24 protein-coding genes are annotated in these 25,446 nt (G+C 68.7%); 16 read left to right on the top strand and 8 right to left on the bottom strand.

The annotated features are described in order from the left end of the window. Nucleotides 1-39 precede the first annotated feature (39 nt). The 4 genes from MTBSS4_RS05195 to cobS all read right to left on the bottom strand — a co-directional run bounded on the left by MTBSS4_RS05195 (nucleotide 40) and on the right by cobS (nucleotide 5,045). A complete protein-coding gene (locus MTBSS4_RS05195; protein ID WP_173982334.1) occupies nucleotides 40-1,638 on the bottom strand; it encodes a fused MFS/spermidine synthase in 1,599 nt (532 codons plus the stop codon). A 28-nt stretch (nucleotides 1,639-1,666) separates the two neighbouring features. After that, nucleotides 1,667-3,037 carry an SLC13 family permease gene (locus MTBSS4_RS05190; protein ID WP_173982333.1) on the bottom strand — a complete coding sequence of 457 codons (1,371 nt, stop codon included), beginning with the start codon at nucleotides 3,035-3,037 and terminating at the stop codon, nucleotides 1,667-1,669. Nucleotides 3,038-3,050: 13 nt separating this feature from the next. Continuing rightward, nucleotides 3,051-4,097 (bottom strand): hypothetical protein, encoded by a 1,047-nt coding sequence (locus tag MTBSS4_RS05185; RefSeq protein ID WP_254432388.1) that lies wholly within the window; start codon nucleotides 4,095-4,097, stop codon nucleotides 3,051-3,053. Between the two features lie 162 nt (nucleotides 4,098-4,259). After that, complete coding sequence (cobS, locus tag MTBSS4_RS05180; RefSeq protein WP_254432387.1) at nucleotides 4,260-5,045, bottom strand: adenosylcobinamide-GDP ribazoletransferase; 786 nt, start codon at nucleotides 5,043-5,045, stop codon at nucleotides 4,260-4,262. 74 nt (nucleotides 5,046-5,119) lie between these two features. Here cobS and cobT point away from each other — a divergent pair, with 74 nt between their 5' ends. The 8 genes from cobT (at nucleotide 5,120) to metH (ending at nucleotide 14,201) form a co-directional block, all read left to right on the top strand. Then, complete coding sequence (cobT, locus tag MTBSS4_RS05175) at nucleotides 5,120-6,133, top strand: nicotinate-nucleotide--dimethylbenzimidazole phosphoribosyltransferase (protein WP_173982330.1); 1,014 nt, start codon at nucleotides 5,120-5,122, stop codon at nucleotides 6,131-6,133. A 53-nt stretch (nucleotides 6,134-6,186) separates the two neighbouring features. Continuing rightward, complete coding sequence (locus MTBSS4_RS05170; protein ID WP_173982329.1) at nucleotides 6,187-6,510, top strand: accessory factor UbiK family protein; 324 nt, start codon at nucleotides 6,187-6,189, stop codon at nucleotides 6,508-6,510. A 164-nt stretch (nucleotides 6,511-6,674) separates the two neighbouring features. Continuing rightward, nucleotides 6,675-7,181: a YbjN domain-containing protein gene (locus tag MTBSS4_RS05165; RefSeq protein WP_173982328.1), complete on the top strand. Its 507-nt coding sequence runs from the start codon at nucleotides 6,675-6,677 to the stop codon at nucleotides 7,179-7,181. Between the two features lie 80 nt (nucleotides 7,182-7,261). Next, nucleotides 7,262-8,050 carry a pyrroline-5-carboxylate reductase gene (gene proC / locus MTBSS4_RS05160; RefSeq protein ID WP_173982327.1) on the top strand — a complete coding sequence of 263 codons (789 nt, stop codon included), beginning with the start codon at nucleotides 7,262-7,264 and terminating at the stop codon, nucleotides 8,048-8,050. A gap of 112 nt (nucleotides 8,051-8,162) precedes the next feature. Continuing rightward, a complete protein-coding gene (locus MTBSS4_RS05155; RefSeq protein ID WP_173982326.1) occupies nucleotides 8,163-8,600 on the top strand; it encodes a phasin family protein in 438 nt (145 codons plus the stop codon). 142 nt (nucleotides 8,601-8,742) lie between these two features. Beyond that, the gene (locus tag MTBSS4_RS05150) at nucleotides 8,743-9,717 is read left to right on the top strand and encodes a metalloregulator ArsR/SmtB family transcription factor (RefSeq protein WP_254432386.1); all 975 of its coding nucleotides are present in this window, start codon (nucleotides 8,743-8,745) and stop codon (nucleotides 9,715-9,717) included. Next, the gene (gene metF / locus MTBSS4_RS05145; protein WP_254432385.1) at nucleotides 9,714-10,592 is read left to right on the top strand and encodes a methylenetetrahydrofolate reductase [NAD(P)H]; all 879 of its coding nucleotides are present in this window, start codon (nucleotides 9,714-9,716) and stop codon (nucleotides 10,590-10,592) included. Before MTBSS4_RS05150 ends, metF begins: the two co-directional genes overlap by 4 nt. Nucleotides 10,593-10,727: 135 nt before the next feature. Continuing rightward, the gene (gene metH, locus MTBSS4_RS05140; RefSeq protein ID WP_173982325.1) at nucleotides 10,728-14,201 is read left to right on the top strand and encodes a methionine synthase; all 3,474 of its coding nucleotides are present in this window, start codon (nucleotides 10,728-10,730) and stop codon (nucleotides 14,199-14,201) included. A 20-nt stretch (nucleotides 14,202-14,221) separates the two neighbouring features. On the opposite strand, the gene MTBSS4_RS05135 is transcribed toward metH, so the two are convergent. Beyond that, nucleotides 14,222-16,102 (bottom strand): ABC-F family ATP-binding cassette domain-containing protein, encoded by a 1,881-nt coding sequence (locus MTBSS4_RS05135; RefSeq protein ID WP_173982324.1) that lies wholly within the window; start codon nucleotides 16,100-16,102, stop codon nucleotides 14,222-14,224. Nucleotides 16,103-16,229: 127 nt separating this feature from the next. On the opposite strand from MTBSS4_RS05135, the gene MTBSS4_RS05130 reads away from it, so the two are divergent. Further along, nucleotides 16,230-16,649 carry a bacteriohemerythrin gene (locus tag MTBSS4_RS05130; protein WP_173982323.1) on the top strand — a complete coding sequence of 140 codons (420 nt, stop codon included), beginning with the start codon at nucleotides 16,230-16,232 and terminating at the stop codon, nucleotides 16,647-16,649. Further along, nucleotides 16,646-17,632 carry an alpha/beta fold hydrolase gene (locus MTBSS4_RS05125; RefSeq protein WP_173982322.1) on the top strand — a complete coding sequence of 329 codons (987 nt, stop codon included), beginning with the start codon at nucleotides 16,646-16,648 and terminating at the stop codon, nucleotides 17,630-17,632. Before MTBSS4_RS05130 ends, MTBSS4_RS05125 begins: the two co-directional genes overlap by 4 nt. A 10-nt stretch (nucleotides 17,633-17,642) precedes the next feature. On the opposite strand, the gene mtnA is transcribed toward MTBSS4_RS05125, so the two are convergent. Next, nucleotides 17,643-18,731 (bottom strand): S-methyl-5-thioribose-1-phosphate isomerase, encoded by a 1,089-nt coding sequence (mtnA, locus tag MTBSS4_RS05120; RefSeq protein WP_173982321.1) that lies wholly within the window; start codon nucleotides 18,729-18,731, stop codon nucleotides 17,643-17,645. Nucleotides 18,732-18,932: 201 nt separating this feature from the next. On the opposite strand from mtnA, the gene MTBSS4_RS05115 reads away from it, so the two are divergent. The 6 genes from MTBSS4_RS05115 to MTBSS4_RS05090 all read left to right on the top strand — a co-directional run bounded on the left by MTBSS4_RS05115 (nucleotide 18,933) and on the right by MTBSS4_RS05090 (nucleotide 23,165). Beyond that, complete coding sequence (locus MTBSS4_RS05115; RefSeq protein ID WP_173982320.1) at nucleotides 18,933-19,712, top strand: ABC transporter substrate-binding protein; 780 nt, start codon at nucleotides 18,933-18,935, stop codon at nucleotides 19,710-19,712. 88 nt (nucleotides 19,713-19,800) lie between these two features. Continuing rightward, entirely contained in the window at nucleotides 19,801-20,583 is a 783-nt protein-coding gene (locus tag MTBSS4_RS05110; RefSeq protein WP_173982319.1) for a DUF4198 domain-containing protein, read from the top strand. A 14-nt stretch (nucleotides 20,584-20,597) separates the two neighbouring features. Next, nucleotides 20,598-21,209, top strand: coding sequence for a cobalt transporter CbiM (gene cbiM, locus MTBSS4_RS05105; RefSeq protein WP_173982318.1), 612 nt, complete (start codon nucleotides 20,598-20,600; stop codon nucleotides 21,207-21,209). Then, entirely contained in the window at nucleotides 21,206-21,751 is a 546-nt protein-coding gene (locus MTBSS4_RS05100; protein WP_173982317.1) for a hypothetical protein, read from the top strand. The genes cbiM and MTBSS4_RS05100 overlap by 4 nt, the downstream gene beginning before the upstream one ends. After that, nucleotides 21,748-22,530: a cobalt ECF transporter T component CbiQ gene (cbiQ, locus tag MTBSS4_RS05095; RefSeq protein WP_173982316.1), complete on the top strand. Its 783-nt coding sequence runs from the start codon at nucleotides 21,748-21,750 to the stop codon at nucleotides 22,528-22,530. Before MTBSS4_RS05100 ends, cbiQ begins: the two co-directional genes overlap by 4 nt. Then, nucleotides 22,527-23,165, top strand: coding sequence for an energy-coupling factor ABC transporter ATP-binding protein (locus tag MTBSS4_RS05090; RefSeq protein WP_173982315.1), 639 nt, complete (start codon nucleotides 22,527-22,529; stop codon nucleotides 23,163-23,165). Before cbiQ ends, MTBSS4_RS05090 begins: the two co-directional genes overlap by 4 nt. 16 nt (nucleotides 23,166-23,181) lie before the next feature. Here the strand turns inward: MTBSS4_RS05090 and MTBSS4_RS05085 are convergent, their stop codons facing one another. Beyond that, nucleotides 23,182-24,945 (bottom strand): glycosyltransferase, encoded by a 1,764-nt coding sequence (locus MTBSS4_RS05085; RefSeq protein ID WP_173982314.1) that lies wholly within the window; start codon nucleotides 24,943-24,945, stop codon nucleotides 23,182-23,184. Between the two features lie 19 nt (nucleotides 24,946-24,964). Then, nucleotides 24,965-25,396, bottom strand: a complete 432-nt coding sequence (locus MTBSS4_RS05080; protein WP_173982313.1) for a CBS domain-containing protein — start codon at nucleotides 25,394-25,396, stop codon at nucleotides 24,965-24,967. Nucleotides 25,397-25,446: the final 50 nt, after the last annotated feature.

Below are 25,446 nucleotides of genomic sequence, written 5' to 3'. Positions count from 1 at the left end.
ATGGGGCGTGCCAGTTCCGTCCGGGGTGACGGCGGCTTGCTAATCCACCAGGATGGAATCGGGTATGGTCCAGACCAGGGTAGACCTGAAGTTCAACTGGCTGGACGAGGCGAGCGCCAGGGCGCGGTTGGTTTCATCGGTCAGGATGGGGATGCCGGCCACCAGCGGCGACGCCGCCGTGATCAGTTGCAGCGATTGCAGCGACGCGGCCATCCTGGCGACGATGGACGGCGGCACCCGATTCCGGTCCACCGCCAGCGAACGGATGGCCGGCAGCACCGACGGATCGGTGGCGGCGAACAGGAAGCCGTTGGTCAGGGCGCGCGACCCCGGCCTGTCCTGCTCGACGAAGGCGACGGTTCCGAACGACGCCGCCAGGGTGGCCAGCAGCGACCGGTAATAGGACATGTCGGCGGTATCGAGGAAGCTGTTCATGGCCAGAACGCCGCCGGGGGCGAGACAGCGGCGCAGGTCGTCGAAGAATTCCCGGGTGGACAGGTGTTCGGGCAGGCCGTCGCCGACGAACAGGTCGACGAAGACCACGTCGTAGGCCGGCTGGCAGGCGTGAACGAAGGTGCGGGCGTCGGCGATGTGGATGGTGGTTTCCGGCCCCGGGCGGTAGCCGAAATGCTTTTCGGCGACGAAGCGGGCCCGGGCGTTGATCTCGACCATGTCCACTCGGGCGCCCTTGGCGGCGAAGGCCTCGGCCAGGGCGCCGGCGCCCAGTCCCAGGCCGAGCACCCGGCGCGGCCGGGGAACCAGGTTGAGGGCGACGGTCTCCAGGAAATGGGTGAAGACGAAGGCGTGGCGGCCGTCGGCCAGGAAGCCGTTCTGCGACAGCCCGTCATTGATCAGGGCGCGGACGGCGCCGTCGCCGCGGCCGATCTCCACCACCTTCATCGCCCCGAACGCCGACGGATAGCTGGCCAGGACGGTCCAGGGCGTGTTGGCGTCGTCGTATACCGTGGCCGGGCCGTCCTTCGCGGCCTTGATCCCCAGGACCGCCAGCAATCCCAGAACCGCCAGCGCCGCCGTCGCCAGCCGCGCCCGGCGGGGCAGGTCGCGGGCCGATCCGATTCCGGCCAGCGACAGCAGGCACAGCAGCGCCGCGATCAGCAGGACGCTCTGCCGGCTGGCGAGGTGGGGGATCAGCGCGAAGGCGGCGACGATGACCCCCGCCACCGATCCCAGGGTGCTGAGGAAGAACACCCAGCCGGCCCCGGCGTCGCCGTCGGAGCGGCGGCGGTCGCGCTCCAGCGCCACCAGCAGGGGATTCAGCGCCGACATGGCCACCAGCGGCACCGCCAGCAGCATGATGGAGGCCAGGAAGGTGCCGGCGATCAGGTCGATGCGGGCCAGCGGCCCCAGGCTGACCGGGTACAAGATCGCCGAGACGGTCAACGCCAGCCCCGACAGGGCCGGGATGCGGTGAAAGACCGAGCGGACGGCCGCAATGGGGGCCGCGTGGCAATAGCGCCCGCCCAGGTAATAGCCGACCGCCAGGCACAGCAGGGTGATGGAAAGGATGCCGGTCCAGATGTACAGACTGACTCCGAAGAACGGAGCCATGATTCTGGAGGCCACCAGTTGCAGGCACAGGACCGCGCCGCCGGTCACGACGATGATGAACCGTTCCATCCGCCCCTTCCTTCCGCCGAGGGCGTCATCATAGCCAGCCCAGCAGCCGCCACCACAGGAAATCCAGCGGCAGCAGGACCAGGATGGTGATCCCCGCCAGCCACAGGCACAGGCGTTGCGCCGCGCCCGGCCGTTCTCCCCCCAATTGCATGGCCACCACCAGGGGCGGCGACACATAGGGAAGGATGGGGTTGGAGAAGCCGAGAACCTGGCTCATCAGCACTGCCTCGACGGAAAGGCCGGACGCCCGCGCCATCTCGCCGGCCAGCGGCGTCAGCACCGCCGGCGTGCCCGGCAAGGTGGTGAACATGCCGGTCACGGTGGACAACGCCGCCAGACTGGCGAAATTGGCCGCCGGGCTGTCGGGGGCCAGCGGCAGCACCGCCAGGACGGCCTCGGCCAGACGTCCGCCCAGGCCCGACTTGTCCACCACGGCCCCCAGCCCCATGATGCCGGCCACATAGAACATCGAGCCGAAATTGACCTGTTCGTTGAAGGCCCTGCGACTCACCAGCCCGATGGACGGCATCAGCAGGATGGCGGCCGCCGCCATGCTGATCCAGGCGGGGCTGACGTGATGCCAGAAATCGGTGGCCCACAGTGTCAGGGCGGCGGCCAGCAGCAGCGACAATTGCCGTTCGGCCGCCGTGACCGGGCCGAGAGCGCGGGTGGCCTCGGCGTCCGGCCTGGGGGTGTCGGGCCACAGCCGCACGATCAGCACGATCATGATGGCGGTCTTGAGCAGTCCCAGCACCGGAAAGTGCAGCAGCAGGTATTCGCCATAGCTGGGGGCATAGCCCCACAGGGTCTCGGCGGCTCCCACCATCACCAGATTCGGAACGTTGGCCGGCAGCACCGAGAAGGTGGGGACGTGGCAGCCGAAGGCGGCGGCCAGGACCACCCCCAGATGGCCGTTGCCGCCGGGCTTGAAGCCGTAGCGGGCGGCGAGGCTGAGCGCGATGGGCATCAACAAGATGGCGCGTCCCATGGAGGACGGCATCAGGAACCCCATGGCGACCCCCACCAGGGTGACTCCGGTGATGACGCCCCAATAGGATGTGCCGAAGGCGCGGCCCAGGCGGGTGGCGATGCGCTCGCCCAGGCCGGTCGACTTGACCGCCACCCCCATGATCAGGCCGCCGAAGATCAGCCACAGCGCCGCCGATTCGAAGCCGCCGAATACCACCTGGGCCGGCGCCGCCTTCAGCAGCATGGCCAGGGTGAAGAAGAAGATTGCGGTGATGGGTTCCGGGATGACGCCGGTGGCCCACAGGCCGATGGCGGCCACCGCCAGGGCCAGGGCCCGGCTTTCGCCGGCCGGCAGCAGCCCGGTCACCAGGATGGCGAGGCCGGCGGCCAGGGCGATCCAGGCCACCAGCCGGGGCAGGCGCGCGGTCACGCCGGGAGGTTCCCTATCGCTTGACGGTCGCAAGCCACTCGTCGACCTGCGGCGTCATCGCCTTGCAGGTCAGGGCGAACGAGGTCATCAGCTTGTCCTTTTCCTGGTTCATGTGCAGCAGGCTGTCGACCTGCTTGCGCAAGATGTCCTTGGCGAAGGACGGGACGGAAAGGATATGGGGCAGGCGGGCGCCGAAGGCGGATTTCAGCGCGGCGATCAGCACCTCGACCTTGTCGATGTTGAGGCGCTGGATCTCGGCTAGGTTGTCGGCGGCGATATAGCACAGCACGTCGCCGAAAATCTTGATCACCGATTTGTCCAGGGCGGCGCAGACGTTGAAGAACGCGGCATCGCGGGCGAAGAAGGCCCAGGACTTGTCCCCCAGGGTCTTGCGGTAGAACTCGTACATGTCCCGGTTCCACACCGAGATGCCGTTGATGGCCTGGGGACGGTCGGCCAGGATGGCGCCGAAATCGGCGCCGACGGCGGCCTTGACCTTCTTCAACTGGCCGGGATCGAAACGGGACACCGCCTCGATGTTGTCGATCGATTGCAGGGCGACGATGTCCTCGCCGATCTCCATGATCTGGGGATAGCTGAGCATGGAGCGGTAGGCGTCGAGCAGCGGCAGCTGCCAGCCGAAGGCGATGTAGCGGGTCAGTTCGCGGACCTTGCGTTCCTCCACCGGGTCCACCGACAGACGCTCGACCTGCTCGGTCTTCTTGATCAGGCCGAACATGCTGGTCTTGGTGATGGTCTCGGTGATGGTCTCCATGGGCTTGTCGGCCTCGAAGATCTTCTTGGCGCAGGTGCGGACCAGCAATTGCTGTATCTGCGCCAGGCTGACGCCGCAGACTAGCGGAACGGTATCGTCGCGCACCGGTCCGCCGCCATCCCTGGCCCGGACGATGTCGTCGACCAGATCGCGCCGGGCCTGGAAGGTCCGGATGAAGCCCTCCAGGGTCTGGGGGTCGGAGATGATCTGCTGGTAGCTGATGGCCCCATCCACCGCCTTGGCTTGCTGGAACGCCGCCAACACCTTCTTGAGGCCGTCGATCACGGCTCTTTTGGTTTCCGAATCGATTTCGACCGGCGGTGGAAGTGTAGCAACGGCCATGAAGCCCCCGAACCCGAGAATGCGTTTGTAGACGCTACTGGTTTACTCCCAAGGATATAATCAGGCAAGGCTGGTGGTCGGGCCTGCCGGAATGGGGCGCGGGCCTTATCCGGCCGCTCGCGGCAGGGCCGCCGCGACGGCCAGCAGAACGCCGGTCTCGGCCGCCTGCTGCACCGCCCCCAGCACGTCGCCGGTATAGCCGCCGATGGCGCGCCGGGCCAGGACCACCACCGCCAGACCGCCGAGCAGGGCGCCGCAGGCGGCGGCCAGCGCCCCGTCCAGGCCGAGGCAGACGGCGGCGGCGACCAGCCCGAGACCGGCGGCATGGGCCGCCACCGAGGCGTCGGGCACGCCGGCCGACGCCCCCAGTCCATCGGCCCTGGCCGGCGCCATGATCTGCATCGCCGCCGGGATCGTCGCCCGCGACAGCGCCGCCGCCGCCGCCAGCGCCGTCAGCATCTCCCAGCCGCCCGGCATGGCGGCCAGGGCGGTGGCACGCAAGCCCACCGAGAACAGCAGCGCCAGCACCCCGAAAGCGCCGGTCCGCGAATCGCGCATCACCTCCAGGCGGCGGTCGCGTCCGCCCCGCGCGCCCAGACCGTCGGCCAGATCGGCCAGGCCATCCTCGTGCAGGGCGCCGGTCAGCAGCACCAGCGCCAGCACCGCCAGCAAGGCGGAGGGCAGCGGCGGCAGGACCGTCGCCGCCAGCATTCCGGCCAGACCGGCGGCGAGGCCGAGGCCGAGGCCGACCAGCGGGAAACAGCGCATGGCCGCCGCCAGCCCGCCCGGCGGCGGCTTCCCGGCATCGGGCAGCGGCAGCCGGGTCAGGAAGACCGCCGCCAGGTGCAGGTCGGCCAGCCAGCCCCTGGGCGGCGGTGATATATCGTTCATGACAGGTGACTCGCTCATCAGGGTCGTTTATAGGACTTGCAGTGCCGGACCGCAACATCTTGGGGAGAACTTCCTTGAATTCATCTATTTCTAGCGTATCCGATGTTCGCGCCCTGCTCGCCCGCCTGCCCGCCGCCGACGTCGCCGCCCTGGAATCCTGGGCTTCGCGCGAGCCGCAGCTGACCAAGCCGGCCGGTTCGCTGGGGCGGCTGGAGGAAATCTCCGCATGGCTGTCGTCCTGGCAGGGCCGTCACCCGCCGACCATGGCGCGGCCGCGGGCGCGGGTGTTCGCCGGCAATCACGGCGTGGCGGCGTTGGGCGTCTCCGCCTTTCCCGCCGAGGTGACTGTGCAGATGGTGGGCAATTTCAAGGCCGGCGGCGCCGCCATCAACCAGCTGTGCAAGGCTTTCGGCACCGAGCTGGACGTGATTTCCCTGGATCTCGACCGGCCCACCGCCGACTTCACCCGCGAGCCGGCGCTGAGCGAGGCCGACTTCGCCGCCGCCTTCACCGCCGGCATGAACGCGGTGCCCGACGATGCCGACGTGCTGGTGGTCGGCGAGATGGGCATCGGCAACACCACCCCGGCGGCGGCGCTGTCCAACGCCCTGTTCGGCGGTGAGGCCGCCGACTGGACCGGACGCGGCACCGGCGTCGACGGCGGCGCCCTCGCCCGCAAGATCGAGGTGGTGGCGGCCGGCGTGGCGCTGCACCGCGGCCATCCGCCGCTGGATATCCTGCGCCGCCTGGGCGGGCGCGAACTGGTCGCCATGGCCGGCGCGGTGGTGGCGGCCAGGCTGAAGCGGGTGCCGGTGCTGCTGGACGGCTATGTGGTCACGGCGGCGGTGGCGGCCCTGGCGGCCGAGCGCCCCGACTCCCTCGACCACTGCATGGTCGGCCACGTCTCGGTGGAGCCGGGCCATCGTCGCCTGCTGGAACGGCTGGGCAAGGCGCCGCTGCTCGATCTGGGCATGCGGCTGGGCGAGGGGTCGGGCGCGGCGGTGGCGGTGGGCGTTCTCAAGGCCGCCGTGGCCTGCCATGCCGGCATGGCCACCTTCGCCGAGGCGGGGGTCAGCGACAAGGAGTAGCGCTGTCCCCGTCTTCTCCCCATAATGGACGGGTTCCACTCCGAGAGGTTGCCATGCAGAACCAGAATCCCTTCTTCGATGATCTCGCCCGGGTCGCCAGCGGCGCCATGGGCGCCCTGTCCGGCCTGCGCGCCGAGATGGAGGCCATGGTGCGCCAGCAGATGGAGCGGCTCGTCGCGGGCCTGGACCTCGTCCCGCGCGAGGAGTTCGAGGCTGTGCGCGCCATGGCGGCCAAGGCCCGTTCGGAACAGGAGGATCTGGAGGCCAGGGTCAAGGCGCTGGAGGGGCAGCTTGCCGCCCTGGCCGCCGCGCCGAAGCCCAAGGCGGCGCCCAAGCCCCGGGCCAAGGCCGCGCCCAAGCCCAGGCCGGCCGGCTGATTCCCGTTTATCCACAAGAATCGGCAAGTATTTCCCAAGGAAATTCTTGCGCCCATCCTGGTGGTGTGGTTAGGCTACGGCTTGTGTTGTCCATTGCGGATCGGACACTAAATTTTGATTCCGATCCGTCTTCCGACGGTACCCATGCCAAGGAGGGCGCAGGCATGTCGTTGACCGCCGCTTACCAGAGCGAAGAGGCTCTGGTCAATCCCGTGGATCTGGTCGAGCAGTTCGTCTCCGCCAATGACTGGGCTTTCGACCGTCGCAGCGAGGAGGAACTCGCCGCCGAGGCTCCCGGCCAGTGGTGCAATTACTCGCTTTATTTCGCCTGGCGCGAGGACATGGGGGCCATGCACTTCACCTGCGCCTTCGACATGAAGGTGCCGGCGGCCAAGCGCGGTGCCATCTGCGAATTGCTGGCCATGATCAACGAAAAGCTTTGGCTCGGCTATTTCGGCCTGTGGGAGGACGAGGGCGTCCCCATGTTCCGCCACACCACCTTGCTGCGCGGCGGCGCCGGCCTGTCGCCGGAACAGGTGGAGGATCTGGTGGATCTGGCGGTCGCCGAGTGCGAGCGGTTCTACCCCGCTTTCCAGTTCGTCATCTGGGGCGGCAAGACCGCCGCCGAGGCGGTTGCCGCCTCGCTGCTGGAAACCGCCGGCGAGGCTTGAGGCTTGCGGCCGGGACGGCCGTGCTCGGGAGCGCGGGCTTCCGGCCCGCATGGCGTCGAACCGAATCGGGATATTCGATCATGACCAAGGTTCTGCTGGTCGGCTGCGGCAAGATGGGATCGGCCATGCTGGCCGGCTGGCTGGATCGCGGCCTTGCCGCAGCCGACGTGGTGGTGGTCGAGCCGGCCCGCCCGGCCCTGCCGGTAAGCGTGGTCGCCACCGCCGCCGACATTCCCCAGGGCTTCGAGCCCGACGTGGTGGTCCTGGCGGTCAAGCCCCAGGTGATGGCCGAGGCGTTGCCGCCCTACGCCCGCTTCGCTGGGGCGGTGTTCCTGTCCATCGCCGCCGGCAAGCCCATCGCCTTCTTCCGCGCCCATCTGGGCGACGACAAGGCCATCGTGCGGGCCATGCCCAATACTCCGGCGGCGGTCAGGCGCGGCATCACCGTCTGCTGCGCCGGCCCCGGAACCGACGCCCGGGGGCGCGATCTCTGCCAGTCGCTGCTGGAAGCGGTGGGCGAGGTCGGCTGGACCGAGGACGAAGCGCTGATGGACGCGGTCACCGCGGTTTCCGGGTCCGGCCCGGCCTATGTCTTCCTGCTGGCCGAGACCCTGGCCGAGGCCGGCATTCGCCAGGGGCTGCCGCCCGATCTGGCGGTCCGGCTGGCACGGGCCACCGTGGCCGGGGCCGGCGAATTGTTGCGTCAGGCCGAGGACAGCGCCGAGCAGTTGCGCAAGAACGTCACCAGCCCCGGCGGGACCACCGCCGCCGCCCTGGCGGTGCTGATGGCTCAACCTGGAGGCGTTCCAGATCTGATGGCCGAGGCGGTGGCGGCCGCCACCCGTCGGGGCAAGGAACTGGCATCATGATGTTTTCTCATGAACGTGATCGGCGATACCGATGCGAGTCCTGTTGACTCTTTTGCACCTGCGAGATAGTGTCTGCTGCACCGCAACATGATCCTGGGTGGAGACTCCTACCATGGCCGCCAAGCAGACAGAGCAGTTTTTCGATTTTGACGTCAGCAAGTATCTCGGTGATTTCAAGGTCCCCGGCGTGGACGTCGAGACCATCGTTGCCAGCCAGCGCAAGAATATCGAGGCGCTGACCCAGGCCAACAAGCTGGCCTTCGAGGGCCTTCAGAACGTGGTGAAGCGTCAGGTCGAGATCCTGCGCCAGGCCATGGACGAAGTCGCCACCGTTTCCAAGAATTTCGCCGAGCCCGGCACCCCCCAGGACATGGCCGCCAAGCAGGCCGAATTCGCCAAGGACGCCTTCGAGCGCGCCCTGGGCAATGCCCGCGAGCTGGCCGAGATGGTCGCCAAGGCCAATACCGAGGCCTTCGACCTGCTGAACAAGCGCTTCACCCAGAGCCTGGACGAAGCCCGCGACGTGTTCTCCAAGGCCGCGAAGAAGTAATCTTCCGGCTTTCAGGCACCAAGTGACGAACCGGCGGCCGCCCTTCACGGGGCGGCCGTATCGTTTCGTGGGGGCGCTCGTGGGGGGGCGTTCGCTCCAACGGCAAAATCATCACTTCATATCCGTATAAAGATATGTTTATATGTTTTTCGAAGTGAGCGAGGAGGATGCCGTGGAGGGGGTGCTGACGGGATTGCGGGCCGCCGCCGAGCCGACCAGGCTGCGGCTGCTGCATCTGCTGTCCCAGGGTGAGCTGACCGTCACCGAACTGACCCAGATCCTGGGCCAGAGCCAGCCCCGCGTGTCGCGCCATCTGAAGCTGATGTGCGAGGCCGGCCTGCTGGACCGCTTCCCCGAGGGCGCCTGGGTGTTCTACCGCCTCGCCGCCAAGGGAAACGGCGCCACCCTGGCCCGTCATCTGCTTGACCTGCTGCCCGCCGCCGATCCGGTGCTGGCGCTGGATCAGCAGCGCCTGACCGCCATTCGCGGCAGCCGGGCCGAGAGGGCGCAAAGCTATTTCAGCGCCAATGCGTCGCGCTGGGATGAAATCCGTTCGCTGCATGTGGACGACGCCGAGGTGGAAAAGGCCCTGCTGGGCATCTTCGCCGGCCGTTCCGTCCGCGATCTGGTGGACATGGGCACCGGCACCGGCCGGGTGCTGGAAGTTCTTGGCCCCCGGGTGGAGCGCGCCACCGGCATCGACCTGTCGCGCGAGATGCTGAGCGTCGCCCGCGCCAATCTGGAACGCGCCGGCCTCGGCAATTGCATGGTGCGCCAGGGCGACATCACCCAATTGCCGCTGCCGGCCGCCACCGCCGATGCGGTGACCATCCATCAGGTACTGCACTATGCCGCCGACCCCGCCGCCGTGGTGGCCGAGGCCGCCCGCGTGCTGGAACCGGGCGGCCGGCTGGCCGTCATCGATTTCGCCCCCCACGATCTGGAAATCCTGCGCGACCAGCATGCCCACCGCCGCCTCGGCTTCGAGAATGCCGAGGTCGAGGGCTGGTTCAAGACGGTGGGCCTGACGTCTCGTCCCGCCGTCAGCCTGCCGGGCAAGCCGCTGACCGTCATGATCTGGATCGCCGAAAAGCCTGTTCAAGGAGCATTAGCGTGACCGAACTGCCCATCGCCGCCGCGTCGAACAATCCGGTCAGCGTTTCGTTCGAGTTCTTTCCCCCCAAGACCGACAAGATGCAGGAAGCCCTGTGGGACTGCGTCAAGCGGCTGGAGCCGCTGTCGCCCCGCTTCGTCTCGGTGACCTACGGCGCCGGCGGAACCACGCGGGAACGCACCCACGACACCGTCGTGCGCATCGCCCGCGAGACCAGCCTGAAGCCGGCGGCGCATCTCACCTGCGTCGGCCATTCGCGGGGCGAGGTCGACGACATCGCCCGCCGCTATTGGGACGAGGGCATCCGCCATATCGTGGCGCTCAGGGGCGACATGCCCGACGGCCAACCCTACGCCGCCCATCCCCAGGGCTACGCCTATGCCGTCGATCTGGTGAAGGGGCTGAAGCGCATCGCCGATTTCGAGGTGTCGGTGGCCGCCTATCCGGAAAAGCACCCGGACGCGCCCTCGGCCGGGTTCGACCTCGACAACCTGAAGCGTAAGGTCGACGCCGGCGCCAGCCGCGCCGTCAGCCAGTATTTCTTCGAGCCGGCGGTGTTCCTCGACTTCCAGGAACGTGCGGCCCGGGCCGGCATCTCGGTTCCGGTGGTGCCCGGCATCCTGCCGGTGACCAACTTCGCCCAGGTCCAGAAGTTCTCGGCCGCCTGCGGCGCCAGCGTGCCCGCCTGGATGGCGCGGCTGTTCGAAGGGCTCGACGACGACCCCGAGACCCGCCGGCTGGTGGCCGCCACCGTCGCCGCCGAGCAATGCCGCATCCTGGCGGCGGAAGGGGTGGAGCAGTTCCACTTCTACACCCTGAACCGTGCCGACCTCGCCTATGCCATCTCCCACATCCTGGGAGTGCGGCCGAGAGGGTGAACCGCGGTCTCGTCCTTCGAGGCGGCCCCCGGGCCTCCTCGGGATGAGGTTTTCATTGTGGCCTCGTCCTGAGGAGCCGCGATAGCGGCGTCTCGAAGGGCGAGGGGGAAGAGACGCCAAAACGGAAAGCGAATCATGACCAATATTCTCGACCATCTCTCCCAGCGGGTTCTTCTGTGCGACGGTGGCACCGGCGCCCTGGTCCAGGCCATGAACCTGTCGGTGGACAAGGATTTCCTGGGGCTGGAGAACTGCACCGAGATCCTGGTGAAGTCGCGCCCCGACGTGATTCGCGGCATTCACGAGCGCTATTTCGAGGCTGGCGCCGACATGGTCGAGGCAGACACCTTCGGCGGATCGCCCATCACGCTGGCCGAATTCGGCATCGCCGATCAGGCCTTCGACCTCAACAAGCGCGCCATCGAACTGGCCCATGAGGCCGCCGAGCGTTTCAAGGGCGACGGCCGCGCCCGCTTCGTGCTGGGCGCCATCGGGCCGGGCACCAAGCTGCCCTCGCTCGGCCATATCGGCTATGACGAGCTGGAGGCCGCCTATGTCATCCAGGCCGAGGGCCAGATCGCCGGCGGTGTCTCGGCCTTCCTGGTGGAGACCTGCCAGGACCCGCTCCAGATCAAGGCCGCCGTCAACGGCTGCAAGATCGCCAACGCCAGGGCCGGAACCGATGTTCCCATCTTCGTCCAGGTGACGGTGGAGACCACCGGAACCCTGCTGGTGGGCGCCGACATCGCCGCCGCCGCCACGGTGGTCCGTTCGCTGGGCGTGCCGCTGATGGGGATGAACTGCGCCGCCGGCCCGCAGGAGATGGGCGAGCACTTCAAGTGGCTGGTCGACAACTGGGACGGCTTCGTCTCCATCCAGCCCAATGCCGGCCTGCCCGAGCTGGTGGACGGCCAGACCCGCTATCCGCTGCTGCCCGACGAACTGGCGGTGTGGCACGAGCGCTTCGTGACGGCCGGCGCCAATCTGATCGGCGGCTGCTGCGGCACCACGCCGCCCCACATCAAGGCGACCGACGCGATGCTGAAGCGCATCGGCAACGGCTATCGTCCCGGCCCGGTCAAGCGGATCGTCCATTGGATGCCGGCGGTGGCCTCGCTGTATTCCCAGGTTCCGCTGAGGCAGGAGAACGCCTTCCTCGCCATCGGCGAGCGCTGCAACGCCAACGGCTCGAAGAAGTTCCGCGACCTCCAGGACGCCGAGGACTGGGACGGCATCACCGCCATTGCCCGCGAGCAGGTGCGTGAGGGCAGCCACACCCTGGACGTCTGCACCGCCTTCGTCGGTCGCGACGAGGTCCGCGACATGACCGAGGTGGTGTCGCGCCTGCGCGGGTCGGTCACCGCGCCGCTGGTGATCGATTCCACCGAATTGCCGGTGCTGGAGGCGGGCCTCAAGCTCTATGGCGGCAAGGCCATCCTCAATTCCATCAATTTCGAGAACGGCGAGGGTGACGCCGCCGACCGGCTGAAACTGGCGCGGAAGTTCGGGGCGTCGGTGGTGGCGCTGACCATCGACGAGGCCGGCATGGCCAAGGATGCCGAATCCAAGCTGCGCATCGCGCGGCGCCTCTATGATTTCGCGGTCAACACCCACGGCCTGGCGGCCTCGGACCTGTTGTTCGACCCGCTGACCTTCACTATCTGCACCGGCAACGTCGATGACCGTCGCCTTGCCATCGAGACCCTGGACGCCATCGAGGCCATCGCTCGCGACATGCCGGAATGCGGCATCGTGCTGGGCCTGTCCAACGTGTCGTTCGGGCTGAAGCCGGCGGCGCGCCAGGTGCTGAACTCGGTGTTCATCGATCTGGCCATCAAGCGCGGCATGACCGGGGCCATCGTCCACGTCAGCAAGATCGTGCCGCTGCACACCCTGCCGGCCGAGGAAGTGGCGGCGGCCGAGGACCTGATCCTGGACCGCTCGCCCGAGGCGCTGGCCCGCTACATCGCCCTGTTCGGCGACCGCAAGGTCTCGGAGGTCAAGAAGGAGCGCCCGGCCAAGGCCGAGGACCGCCTGAAGGCCCGCATCGTCGACGGCGACCGCACCGGGCTGGAGGATGATCTGGCCGAGGCCATGGCCGGGGGCTGGAAGCCGCTGGACATCATCAATCAGCTTCTGCTGGACGGCATGAAGGTGGTGGGCGAGCTGTTCGGCTCGGGCAAGATGCAGCTGCCCTTCGTGCTGCAATCGGCCGAGACCATGAAGGCCGCCGTCTCGTGGCTGGAACCCCATATGGAAAAGGCCGAGGGAGGGCAGAAGGCCACCATCGTGATGGCCACGGTGAAGGGCGACGTCCACGACATCGGCAAGAATCTGGTGGACATCATCCTGACCAACAACGGCTACAAGGTGGTCAATATCGGCATCAAGCAGCCCATCGCCGAGATCATCAAGGCGGCCAGGGAACACAAGGCCGACGCGGTCGGCATGTCGGGCCTGCTGGTCAAGTCCACCGTCATCATGCGCGAGAACCTGGAGGAGATGACCAAGGCCGGTCTCGACGTCCCGGTGCTGCTGGGCGGCGCCGCGCTCACCCGCAAGTATGTCGAGGAGGATTGCCGCGCCGCCTACGGCTCGGGCCGGGTGGCCTATGCCAGGGATGCCTTCGACGGTCTCGACCTCATGGCCAAGGTGGCGGAGAGCGGCTTCGACGATCATATCCAGGCCCGCGCCGCCGCCCCCCACCGTCCCGGCTCGCCGTCACGGACCCTGGGCGAGGCGGCCCAGCCCGCGACCCGCCCGGTGGACTGGGACGAGATCAACCTGCGCCGCGCCGAACTGCACCGGGACGCGCCGGTGCCGGTGCCGCCGTTCTGGGGCGCCCGCCTGATCGAGGCGGCGCCGCTCCAGAACCTGATTCCGTTCCTCAACGAGACCATGCTCTACCAGTTCCACTGGGGCTACCGGAAGCAGGGCCGCTCGCTGGCGGAGTTCAAGGACTGGGCTCACAAGGAGCTGAAGCCCATCGCGCTGGAGATGCTGAAGCGTGCGGCCCGGGAAGAGATCCTGCGGCCGCAGGCGGCCTATGGTTATTGGAAGGCAGCCAGTGACGGCGATTCGGTGGTGCTGTTCCACGAAGACGGCAAGACCGAGGCCGCCCGCTTCCCGTTCCCGCGCCAAGCCAAGGAAGGCGGCCTGTGCATCGCCGATTTCTTCCGCCCGGTGTCCGACAGCCAGCGCGACGTCATCGGATTGCAGGTGGTGACCATGGGCAAGCGCGCCACCGAGGTGGCCCAGGACTGGTTCAAGGCCGACAGGTACCAGGATTACCTCTACCTGCACGGCCTGTCGGTGGAGATGGCCGAGGCCATGGCCGAATACGTCCACAAGCGCATCCGTTCGGAACTGGGCTTCGCCGCCGAGGATGCCGCCGACATGGACAAACTGCTGAAGCAGAATTACCGGGGCTCGCGCTTCTCGTTCGGCTATCCCGCCTGCCCGCGCGTCGAGGATCAGACCGCCCTGCTGTCCCTGCTGGGAGCCGAGCGCATCGGCGTCACCCTGTCGGAGGAGTTCCAGCTGGAGCCCGAGCAATCGACCTCGGCCATCGTCACCGTGCACCCCCAGGCCAAGTATTTCAGCGTGTGAGGAGACGCGGGCGACGCCCGCTACCCCTTCGCCGCCTCCAGCGCCTCTTCCGCCGCCAGCCAGTCCAACTCGGCCGTCTCGACCTTGCGGGCGATCTCGGCCTCCTGGCGGCGCAGCTCGGTCAGCCGGGCCGGGGAACCCTGATAGAGCGAGGGATCGGCGAGGTCCTGGGCGATGGCGGCCTGCCGCCGGTGCAGGTCGGCCAGCGCCTTCTCCGCCGCCTGGGCCGCCTTGCGCAGCGGCGCCAATTGGGCGCGGGCCTCGGCGGCGGCCTTGCGGTCGGCCTTGCGCAATCCGGCGTCGCCCGACTTTTCCGCCTTGCCGCCGCGCCGGTCCTCGCGGGCCTTGTCCAGCAGCAGCTTGCGATAGGCGGCCAGGTCGCCCTCGAACGGCCGGACGCCGCCATCGCCCACCAGCCACAGATTGTCGACGGTCAGTTCGATCAGGTGGGGATCGTGGCTGATCAGGATGACGGCCCCGTCATAGGCGTTCAGCGCCGACACCAGCGCCTCGCGGGCGTCGATGTCCAGATGGTTGGTGGGTTCGTCCAGGATCATCAGATGGGGCACCTCGCGGCTCATCAGGGCGAACAGCAGCCGCGACTTCTCGCCGCCCGACAGCGAGGACACCTTGACGTTGGCGCGCTCCTGCTCGAACCCGAAGCGGCCCAACTGCGCCCTGACCCTCGCCTCGGGCTGGTTCTTCATCAGGTGCGCCATGTGTTCGAACGGGGTTTCGTCCAGGCGCAGTTCCTCGGTCTGGTGCTGGGCGAAATAGCCGATCTTCAGCTTGGACGGCTTGCGCATCTGGCCGCCGATCAGGTCCAGCCGGTCTGCCAGCACCTTGGCCAGGGTCGACTTGCCATTACCGTTGGCCCCCAGCAGGGCGATGCGGGCATCCATGTCGATGCGGATGTCGAGCCCCCTCAGCACCACCTTGTCGCCGTACCCGGCCACCCCGTGATCGATGGCGATGATGGGCGGGCTCAGCGGTTCGGGGTCGGGAAAGTCGAACGACATGGCGCGGTCCTCGACCACCGGCACCACCATCTCCATGCGTTCCAGCATCTTGACCCGGCTTTGCGCCTGGGCGGCCTTGGTGGCCTTGGCCTTGAAACGGTCGATGAAGGACTGGATCTTCTTGCGCTGTTCCTGCTGCTTGACGAAGGCCTTGGACTGCAATTCCATGCGGGCGCGCCGGGTCGCCTCGAAGCGGTCATAATTGCCGCCATAGGCGTTGAGCTTGCCGCCCTCCAGATGGACGATGCGGTCGGCGACCTCGTTCAGCAATTCGCGGTCGTGGCTGATCACCACCAGGGTGCCGGGATAGGCGGCGAGATGGGCCTGAAGCCACAAGGTGGCCTCCAGGTCCAGGTGGTTGGTGGGCTCGTCCAGCAGCAGCAGGTCCGGACTGGCGAACAATGCCGCCGCCAGGGCGACGCGCATGCGCCAGCCGCCGGAGAAGTCCGAGACGGCGCGGGCCTGCGCCTCGGCGTCGAAGCCGAGGCCGGACAGGATGGCGGCGGCCCGGGACGGGGCGGTATGGGCGTCGATGGCCAGCAGGCGTTCGTGAATCTCGGCGATGCGGTGGCCGTCGTCGCAGTCCTCTGCCTCCTCGAACAGGGCGGTGCGCTCGGTATCGGCGGCCAGCACGCAGTCGATCAGGCTGATGTTGCCCTCGGGCGCTTCCTGGGCCAGCCGGCCGAGGCGGGCGCGGGGGCGCAGGCTGATCTCGCCGCCGTCGGGATGCGCCTCGCCCAGGATCAGCTTGAACAAGGTGGTCTTGCCGGTGCCGTTGCGCCCGACCAGGCCGACCCGCTGGCCGGCGGCGATGTGGACGGAGGCCTGATCGAACAGGACGCGGCCACCGTAGCGGAAGGTAAGGTCGTTGATATGAAGCATGGCTGGGTCAATAGCACGGCTACGGCGCGGTCACAAACCCCCGCTTGTCCGTCCAGGCCCAAAGACCGGATTGTCATTTCCGGCATGGGGTTCTACTCTGGCCCCCGGATTGGGCGGAGAGGTTTCCATGGCGACCTGGCATCAGGCGATGAAGGTGGGAATCGAGGTGGTCGACGAGGATCACCGCCAGTTGTTCGCCCTGATACAGGAGTTCAACGCCGCCGCGGATTCCCACGGCGGCGAGGTCGACCGTCCCAAGATGACCGATGTCCTGGCCCGCCTGCAATCCTACGTGACGGAACATTTCGAGCGGGAAGAGACGGCGCAGCTCGAGGCCGGATACGACGGCTACGAGGAAAACAAGCGCCAGCACGACGAACTGACCCACACCCTGGCCGTGTTCACCGAGAAATTCCACAGCGGCGGCCCCGGCGAGATCAAGGCCGACACCGCCAAGCTGCGAACCTTCCTCGGCGTCTGGCTCAGCCAGCATATCCTCAAGACCGACGTCAAGATGCGCGGGCGTATCCTGCCCTGGGCGGGATGAGAAGATCCCTTGTCGCCGCCCTGCTGCTGCTGCTCGCCGCCTGCGCTCCCCGGCTTCATCCCGAGGGGCCGAAGGTGATGGAGGCCCGCCTGGGTGCCGATCACTGGCAGGCCGAGGACGGCGCCATCCTGCCGTTGCGCGTCTGGCGGCCGGATGCGCCGCCACGGGCGGTGATCCTGGCCGTGCACGGCATGAACGACTATTCCAATGCCTTCGACGCCCCCGGCCGAATCCTGGCCGAGCGGGGAATCGTCACCTATGCCTATGATCAGCGCGGCTTCGGCCAGGGGGCGCATCCCGGCTTCTGGTCCAGCTCCGAGACTATGGCGGCCGACCTGCGTGCCGTCGCCCGGCTGCTGCGGCGGCAGTATCCGGGGGTGCCGCTGTACGTGTTGGGCGAAAGCATGGGTGGGGCCGTCGCCATGACCGCCTTCGCCGGACCGGATGCCGGCGAGGTCGATGGACTGATTCTGTCGGCTCCGGCCGTCTGGGGCCGCTCGACCATGAGCGTTTTCCACCGGGCGGCGTTGTGGCTGACCCACCGCCTCGCTCCCGGCCTGCGCATGTCCGGCCAGGGGCTGAGGATCAAGCCGTCGGACAACGTCGAGATGCTGCGCGCCCTGTCGCGCGATCCGCTGGTGATCAAGCAGACCAGGGTCGACGTGGTCAAGGGCGTGGTCGACCTGATGGATGCCGCCCACGCCGCCGTCGACCGGTTGCAGCTCCCGCTGCTGCTGCTTTACGGCGAGAACGACGAGGTCATTCCCGCCGCCCCCACCTGGGCCGCCACCGCCCGGCTACCCGGCCTGGGCCGGTCGCAGCGGGTGGCGCTGTACGCCGAAGGCTGGCACATGCTGCTGCGCGATCTTCAGGCCCGGGTGGTGATCGACGACATCGCCGCCTGGATCGAGGATCGCGACCGCCGCTTGCCGTCGGAAGCCGACGTCCGGGCCGCGTCCAGGCTGGACGGGTTGGCGAAATAGGGCGGGCGGGCTATCCCTTTTCGGGGAACAGTCCCAGCAGCCCCTCGGGGCTGGCCGGGCAAAGGCCGCGCTCGGTGATCAGGCCGGTGACCAGACGGGCCGGAGTCACGTCGAAGCCGTAATTGACGGCGGGCGAGCCGTCGGGGGTGACCTGCACCTCGATCACCCTGCCGGCCTCGTCCTTGCCGAAGATGTGGCTTTGCTCGCGGGCGGAACGCTGCTCGATGGGGATTTCCCTCACCCCGTCGGCCACGGTCCAGTCGATGGTGGGGCTGGGCAGTCCCACGTAGAACGGCACGTTGTTGTCGCGGGCGGCCAGGGCCTTCAGATAGGTTCCGATCTTGTTGCAGACGTCGCCGTTGCGGGTGGTGCGGTCGGTGCCGACGATCACCATGTCGACCATGCCGTGCTGCATCAGATGGCCGCCGGTATTGTCGGCGATGACGGTGTGGGGGACGCCGTGCCAGTTCAGTTCGCGCGCCGTCAGGCTGGCGCCCTGGTTGCGCGGCCGGGTCTCGTCCACCCAGACATGGACCGGAATCCCGGCGTCGAACGCCTTGTAGATGGGGGCGATGGCGGTTCCCCAGTCCACCGTCGCCAGCCAGCCGGCGTTGCAATGGGTCAGGATGTTGACCCGCTCGCCCTTGTCGCGGTGCAGGCCGGCGATGATGCGGGCGCCGTGTTCGCCCAGCGCCGCGCACATGGCCACGTCCTCGTCGCAGATCTCGGCGGCGCGGCCATAGGCGGCGGCGGCGCGGCCGGCCGGCGGCAGCGGCGACAGGCGGGCCATCATCTCGTCCAGCGCCCATTTGAGATTGATGGCGGTGGGGCGGGTGGCGTGCAGCGTCCGGTAAGCCTCGTCCAGCGCCGTGTCCGAGGCGTCGGCGCGGGCGGCGAGAGCCATGCCGTAGGCGGCGGTGGCCCCGATCAGCGGCGCGCCCCGCACCCACATGTCGCGGATGGCGGTGGCGGCGTCGTCCAGAGACCGCAGCGTCACGGTGACGAAGTCGTGGGGCAGGCGGGTCTGGTCGATGATCTCCACGCCCTCGCCGTCCTTGGCCAGCCAGATGGTGCGGTAGGGAATGCCGTTGATCTTCATGGGCGCGGTCTCCGGGTTGGGCGCGGGCACTGTAGCCGAACCGGAGCGGGGCGTCAGCCCCCGGAGACGGCACACCTAAAAGGCGCTTGTGTCGTAATTGGCAGTTGAGTTGATAACTTGTTATTGCAAGGGTTGCGCCGGACCCGTCTTTGCGGTAGTCCTGGCGGCCTGTTCTACTGATCCGATGGGTGCCGGTCCGTCATGGCTCGTCTTGTTCTGGTCGCCACGCTGTGCGCCGCGCTTCCCGTTCTGGCGGGCGGCAGGGACGTTGCCGCCGCCGAGGTGGCGGTGGCGGTCGGCTTTTCCGTTCCCCCCTATGTCATCGCCGACGAGCGGCGCGGCATGGAATACGACATCGTCAAGGCCGCCCTGGCGATCGAGGGGCATGTCATGCGGCCGAATTTCCTGCCGGCGGCGCGGGCCGTCCGCGCCATCGAGGCCGGCGAGGCCGACGCCGCCTTGACCCAGCATCCCGAGAACGGGGTTTCGGCCCATTATTCCGACGTCCACATCTCCTTTCACAACGCGGCCATCACCCTGGCCTCGCGCGGGGCCAGCATCGAGCGGATGGAGGATCTGGCCGGCAAGTCGGTGGTGGCGTTCCCACGGGCCGCGACCTATCTGGGGCCGAGCTTCCGGCGGATCGTCGCCGCCAGTCCCGGCTATCGCGAGGAGGCCAGGCAGACCGCCCAGCCGATCTTGCTGTATCTCGGCCGGGCCGAGGTGGTGGTCGCCGATCCGGCCGTCTTCGCCTGGCTTTCCCGGCATCCCGAGGTGCGCGGCAAGGCCGACACCTCGCAACCGGTCCGTATCCACCACGTCTTTCCTCCCACCGAATACCGGGTAGCGTTCCGCGACCCCCAATTGCGCGACAGCTTCAACCGGGGGCTGGCCCGCCTGCGCCAGAGCGGCGAATACGCCCGCATCGTCGCCGGTTATGCCGCGCCACCGGACGGCGACCGGATTTCCGTTACGCAATAGCCCTGGCGTCGGACGGTCCTTTGCGTCTATCCTGCGGCAGGATCAGACGAAGTCGCATAATATTTTTTGCATCAGGGGCTCCTCCATCATGCGCGCAAGGTTCCTGCCGGCATCGCTTTCGCTGCTTTCACTGCTTGCCCTGGCGCTGCCGGTCGCGCCGGCCCAGGCCCATTTCCTGGAATTGATCCCGGCCGCCGACATCTTGCCCGAGCAGGGCGACCGGATGGCCCGGCTGGATCTGACCTTCACCCATCCCATGGAGGGCGGGCCGGTGATGGAGATGGCCGCTCCGGTGCGGTTCGGCGTGGTGGCCGGCGGCAAGACCAGGGACCTGACGGCGGCGCTGAAATCCCGCAAGATCGGCGACAGGACCGCCTGGGAAGCCGCCTACAAGGTCGAGGCTCCGGGCGATTACGTGTTCTTCGTCGAGCCGGCCCCCTATTGGGAACCGGCCGAGGCCAAGTGGATCGTCCACTACACCAAGGTTGTGGTGGATTTCGGCTCGGGCGAGGGCTGGGACCGCATGGTCGGCCTGCCGGTGGAGATCGAGCCGCTGGTGCGGCCCTATGGCCTGTGGACCGGCAACCTGTTCCGCGGCGTGGTCCGCAAGAACGGCAAGCCGGTGCCGTTCGCCACCATCGAGGTGGAATGGCGCAACGACGGTTCGGTCAGGCCGCCCGCCGATCCCTTCGTCACCCAGGTGATCAAGGCCGACGCCTCGGGTCAGTTCGCCTATGCCATGCCCAGGTCCGGCTGGTGGGGGTTCGCCGCCCTGATCGACGGCGACAGGCCCATGAAGAGCCCCGACGGCAAGTCGGCCACGGTCGAACTGGGCGGCCTGATCTGGGTCCGCGCCGTCGACATGAAATAGAGGGGGGACGCGCATTGGCCCATATTCCCGACGGCGTGCTGTCCGCGCCGGTGCTGATAGCGGGAGCCGCGATCAGCGCCGTCGGTGTGGCGCTTGGCCTGCGGGGACTGGACCCGACGCGCATTCCCCGGGTGGCGGTGTTGTCGGCGGCGCTGTTCGTCGCCTCGCTGGTGCATTTTCCCGCCGGACTGGCCTCGGTGCATCTTCTGCTCAACGGCCTGGCCGGCATCGTGCTGGGCTGGGCGGTGTTTCCGGCCATGCTGGTGGCGCTGCTGCTCCAGGCGGTGCTGTTCGGCTTCGGCGGAGTGGTGGTGCTGGGGGTCAACACCATGGACATGGCCGTGCCCGCCTTGCTGGCCGGGGGCATGTTCCGCCTGCTGTGGCGCCAAGGGGCGGGGCCTCGGCGCGCCGCCCTGCTGGGCGGTCTGGCCGGCGGCGGCGCGGTGCTGCTGAGCGCCCTGATGGTGGCCTTGGTCCTGGCGGCGTCGGGCCGCGCCTTCGAGACCGCCGCCGGTCTGGTGGTGGCGACCCATCTGCCGGTGATGGCGGTGGAGGCGGCCTTCACCGCGGCCCTTGTGTCGCTGCTGGCCCGGGTCAAGCCCGAGATGCTGGCGAGGCCGGCATGAAAGGGCTGCTGTTCATCCTGCTGCTGCTGGCCGGCCCCGCCCAGGCGCACAAGCTGAAGCTGTTCGTCACAGCCGAGGGTGCGGTGATCAGCGGCGCCGCCTATTTCTCGGGCGGCGCCAAGGCGGCGGGACTCGGCGGAACCGTCCTGGCCCCCGACGGCTCGACACTGGCCGAGATACGGACCGGTGAGGATGGCGGCTTCCGCTTCGAGGCCAAAAGCCGCATGGACCACGCCATCGTCGTCGATGGCGGCGACGGCCATGCCGCCTCGGCGGTGGTGACCGCCGCCGAGCTGCCGGAATCGCTGCCGCCCGGCATTGCCGGTTCCCCGCGCCCGCCGCCGGCCACGGCGGATACGATGGCGGTCGTCCCGGTCGAGGCGATCGAGGCGGCGGTGGCGCGCCAGATTCAGCCCCTGCGCCGGCAACTGGACGCCTACGAGGACAAGGTGAGGCTGCACGACATCCTGGGCGGCGTCGGCATGATCTTCGGCCTGTTCGGCGTGGCGGCATGGTGGTCGGCCGGACGGAGGAAGCCATGAGCCCGGCCGCGTCCCGCGATGGCGGGTTCGACTCCGCTTCCGCCGGGCGGCCGCTGATGGCGCGGCTGGACCCCCGCACCCGGGTCGTTCTGGCGCTGGCGTTCTCGCTGACCGTGGTGGCGGTGGAGCATCTGGCCGCCCTGGTCCTGGCCCTGGCCGCCGCCCTGGTCCTGGCCGTCCTGGCGCGGTTGCCGTGGGCCGCGACGCTTCGCCGCATGCTGGCGCTGGAAGGGTTCATGCTGGTGGTGCTGGCGCTGCTGCCCTTCACCGTGCCGGGCCGCATGGTGGCCGAGCCGCTGGGCTTCGCCGTCTCGGCCGAGGGGCTGACCCAGGCCGCCGCCATCGCGTTGCGCGCGAACGCGGTGGCGGTGGCGCTGCTGGCGCTGCTGGGGTCCATGGAACTGGTGAGCCTGGGGCGCGCCCTTGGCCGCCTGGGGGCGCCCGAACGGCTGGTCCATCTGTTCCTGTTCACCGTGCGCTATGTGGCGGTGCTGGACGGCGAATACCGCCGTCTTCGGCTGGCCATGCGGGCCAGGGCCTTTCGCCCGGCCGCCGGCCCGCATTGCTGGCGTTCGGTCGGCTACCTGTTCGGCATGCTGATGGTCCGCTCGCTGGAACGGGCGGAACGCATCGATGCCGCCATGCGCTGCCGCGGCTTCACCGGCCGGTTCCACAGCCTGGAGGACGAGGCCGCCGACCGTCCCGGCATCCTGGACTGGGGCTTTGGCGCCGCCTCCACCGCCGCCCTGGCGCTGGTGGCGGGACTGGGGCTGTCGTGATCCGTCTGGAAGGAATCTCGTTCGCCTACGACCCGGCCCATCCGGTGCTGGATCAAGTGGATTTCACCTTGTCGGCCGGCGAGCGGGTGGCGCTGAACGGCCCCAACGGCGCCGGCAAGACCACGCTTTTGCATCTGATGGTGGGGCTGGTGCGTCCGCGGAAGGGCCGCGTCGTCGCCTTTGGCCGCGAACGGCGGACCGAGACGGATTTCGTCGAGGTTCGCTCGCGGGCCGGCCTGCTGTTCCAGGACGCCGACGACCAGCTGTTCTGCCCCACCGTCGCCGAGGATGTGGCTTTCGGGCCGTTGAACCAGGGCAAAAGCCGGGCCGAGGCGCGCGCCATCGTCCGCCAGACCCTGGCCGACCTGGGGCTGGAAAGCCTGGAGAACCGGGTCACCCACAAGCTGTCGGGCGGCCAGCGCCGGCTGGTGTCGCTGGCCGCCGTGCTGGCGATGCGGCCGGAGGCGCTGCTGCTGGACGAACCCACCAATGCGCTGGACGAGGCGACCCGCGCCCGGTTGCTGGACATTCTGGCCGGCCTGCCCCTGGCCATGGTCGTCGTTTCCCACGACCGCGAGGTGCTGGACCGTCTCGCCACCCGCTCGGCATGGCTGGAGGGCGGCCGTCTCGGCTAGATAGAGCAAATTCAGGCTAAGCCGGAATGCCCGTTCCGTCGTGGCCCGACAGCGCCATCAGGGCTCCCCAGACCCTGGCCGGCGCATAGTGGCGGGCCGACCAGTCGCGGGCCGAGGCGATGATGGTCCGGCGAAGGTCGTCATTGGCCGCCAGCATCCGGCAGGCATGGACGATGTCGGCCATGTCCGACCACGGCAGGTAATGGCGGTAAGGCTGGAAGAAGCGGGGCGTGGCGCTGCCGGTCTGTTCCAGCAGCAGGCCGCCGGCGGCGATGGTTTCCCACACCCGGCCGGTGATCAGCCGCTGGTCCCGGTGATGCACGGCGATGTTGAGGACGGCGCGGCTGTCGGCCAGCAGGGCGGCATAGGCGGCCAGATCGGGGGCGAGTTCCCGCCGTCGCGTGCCGAGGATGGCGGTGAAGTCGATGCCGGTTTCCGTCAGGGCGCCGACCAGGATGGGCCGGTGGAACTGGCCGAGGCCGCCGATGAACAGCAGGCCGTGGCGGGGCTGGGGCGGCGGTTCCGGCCCGAACGGCGCCGGAATGGGAATCACCAGCGCCTTGGCGGCCAGGTCGGCGTTGGCGGCGTCGAACACCGGCGAGAACGGGTCGGGCAGGATCAGTCCATCGGCCAGGGCGGCCCAGTGGCGAATCAGGCTGATGCTCGGCTCCTGGGCGTCGCGGAACAGGCACAGCAGCGACAGGCCGGTTTCGGCCTTGACGGCGGCCAGGGCGGCGGGGTCGATGTCGCCGCGCATGGGCGACCAGCAGCAATCGAGGATCACCACCTGGGGCCGCGTCCGGCGCAGATGGTCGATGAACGCGGCGATGCGGCCGGCGCGGGCGGCATCGGTCATGCGCGGCCGGTCCGGGCCGGTGATGGCCGGATCGGCGTAATGGGCCATCGAGCCCCCGGCGGCACGGGCGGCGTCGCCGAGATGCTGGGCCAGATCGTTGGGGAACGAGGGGCTGGTTCCGGTCTGGTCCGGTCCCACGTACAGCACCCGCTCGGGCAGTCGTGACGGTGGGGTGGGCAGGGGATGGATCGGCAGGCCGTCCTCGGGCAGGGCCTGCGCCGCCTCGATGCGATGGCGCAGATCGGCCTCCGCCGCCGGGTCGGGTGGAATGGCGGCATGATGGCGGCCGATCACCGGCCCGAGACTGTCCTCGTTGGCACGCCACAGATTGGCCAGGATGGGGGCGGCCTGATCGGCGTGCCCGCCTTCCAGCAGGATCTGGGCCATGTGCATCAGCGGCGTCGGACCGGCGCCACAGGCCTTCATCCAGCCCATCAGGAAGCCGGCGGCATCTTCCAGGCCGTGGCGGCGCAGCAGGCGGTGCCAAAGCTCGTGGGCGTCGCCCCAGTCCGGGCGGGCGTGAAGCAGTCCGGCGATTTCGGCGGCAAGTCCGGTGTCGGGCCGGTCGGACATCTCGGCCAGCAGCAGCCGCGCGTCGAGGCGGCTGGGATGTCCGGCGGGGACCCGTTCCGCCAGGGCCCGGGCGGCGGTGTCGTCGCCGGCCGCGAAGTCCAGCCGGGCCAGTTCGGCCAGTGGCAGCGGATCGCCGTCGGCGGCGGCGACGGCCCGGCGGGCGGCGTCGCGGGCGGGGTCGAGCAGCCCGGCCGAGCCGAGGCGGCGGCCGAGAAACCGCCACAGGGCGAAGACGGGCAGGTTTCCCTCCGCCCATTCCCCGACGCTGGCGCCGAGCGAGGCCGCCATGTCGGGCGGAGCGGCCGCCGCGATCCAGGCTCGCGCCGAGTCCGCCTCGATACCCCGATTCATGGCGATCCTTTTGGACGGTTCAACTGGCGGTGACGTAGGCGCGCATCATCTCGGCCTCGAACTCGGCCCGTTCCAGACTGTTGGAGACCAGGTCGCGGATGGAGACGATGCCGCACAGGCCCTTGTCGTCGAACACCGGCATGTGGCGGAAATGGTGCCGCGACATCAGGCTCATGACGGCGGGGACGGTGTCGGAAGCCTTGCACGGAACCGGATTGCGGGTCATGTGGTCGCCGACGGGGCTGTCCAGCACCGAGGCTCCCCTGCTCACCAGCACGCGGCTGAGGTCGCGTTCGGTGAAGATGCCGAGGATGGCGTCCCTCTCGTCCACCACCATCACCGCGCCGACCTTGAAGGACACCATGCCGGTGACGGCCTCCATGACGGTCTTGGCCGGCAGAATCTTGAAGACCTTGTTGCCCTTCTTGGCAAGAATTTCAGCGACCAGCATTGCATTGGCTCCATTCGTCCGGTGGAAGGATTTCCTGCGAGGCAGGATAA

It is taken from the genome of Magnetospirillum sp. SS-4, assembly GCF_902729425.1.
Classification (GTDB): domain Bacteria; phylum Pseudomonadota; class Alphaproteobacteria; order Rhodospirillales; family Magnetospirillaceae; genus Phaeospirillum.
Note: the sequence above shows the minus strand (reverse complement) of the source record. Positions and strands in the feature narration are given on the sequence as shown.

Bases quoted from the DNA above. Each gene is read 5' to 3' on its own strand.
- MTBSS4_RS05150 (WP_254432386.1), top strand. From the start codon at position 8,743: ATGTTTTTCGAAGTGAGCGAGGAGGATGCCGTGGAGGGGGTGCTGACG.
- MTBSS4_RS05130 (WP_173982323.1), top strand. From the start codon at position 16,230: ATGGCGACCTGGCATCAGGCGATGAAGGTGGGAATCGAGGTGGTCGAC.
- MTBSS4_RS05115 (WP_173982320.1), top strand. From the start codon at position 18,933: ATGGCTCGTCTTGTTCTGGTCGCCACGCTGTGCGCCGCGCTTCCCGTT.
- MTBSS4_RS05195 (WP_173982334.1), bottom strand. From the start codon at position 1,638: ATGGAACGGTTCATCATCGTCGTGACCGGCGGCGCGGTCCTGTGCCTG.
- mtnA (WP_173982321.1), bottom strand. From the start codon at position 18,731: ATGAAGATCAACGGCATTCCCTACCGCACCATCTGGCTGGCCAAGGAC.
- MTBSS4_RS05170 (WP_173982329.1), top strand. From the start codon at position 6,187: ATGCAGAACCAGAATCCCTTCTTCGATGATCTCGCCCGGGTCGCCAGC.
- MTBSS4_RS05165 (WP_173982328.1), top strand. From the start codon at position 6,675: ATGTCGTTGACCGCCGCTTACCAGAGCGAAGAGGCTCTGGTCAATCCC.
- MTBSS4_RS05100 (WP_173982317.1), top strand. From the start codon at position 21,206: ATGAAAGGGCTGCTGTTCATCCTGCTGCTGCTGGCCGGCCCCGCCCAG.
- MTBSS4_RS05110 (WP_173982319.1), top strand. From the start codon at position 19,801: ATGCGCGCAAGGTTCCTGCCGGCATCGCTTTCGCTGCTTTCACTGCTT.
- metH (WP_173982325.1), top strand. From the start codon at position 10,728: ATGACCAATATTCTCGACCATCTCTCCCAGCGGGTTCTTCTGTGCGAC.
- MTBSS4_RS05155 (WP_173982326.1), top strand. From the start codon at position 8,163: ATGGCCGCCAAGCAGACAGAGCAGTTTTTCGATTTTGACGTCAGCAAG.
- cbiQ (WP_173982316.1), top strand. From the start codon at position 21,748: ATGAGCCCGGCCGCGTCCCGCGATGGCGGGTTCGACTCCGCTTCCGCC.
- cobS (WP_254432387.1), bottom strand. From the start codon at position 5,045: ATGAACGATATATCACCGCCGCCCAGGGGCTGGCTGGCCGACCTGCAC.
- MTBSS4_RS05135 (WP_173982324.1), bottom strand. From the start codon at position 16,102: ATGCTTCATATCAACGACCTTACCTTCCGCTACGGTGGCCGCGTCCTG.
- proC (WP_173982327.1), top strand. From the start codon at position 7,262: ATGACCAAGGTTCTGCTGGTCGGCTGCGGCAAGATGGGATCGGCCATG.
- MTBSS4_RS05125 (WP_173982322.1), top strand. From the start codon at position 16,646: ATGAGAAGATCCCTTGTCGCCGCCCTGCTGCTGCTGCTCGCCGCCTGC.
- MTBSS4_RS05085 (WP_173982314.1), bottom strand. From the start codon at position 24,945: ATGAATCGGGGTATCGAGGCGGACTCGGCGCGAGCCTGGATCGCGGCG.
- MTBSS4_RS05080 (WP_173982313.1), bottom strand. From the start codon at position 25,396: ATGCTGGTCGCTGAAATTCTTGCCAAGAAGGGCAACAAGGTCTTCAAG.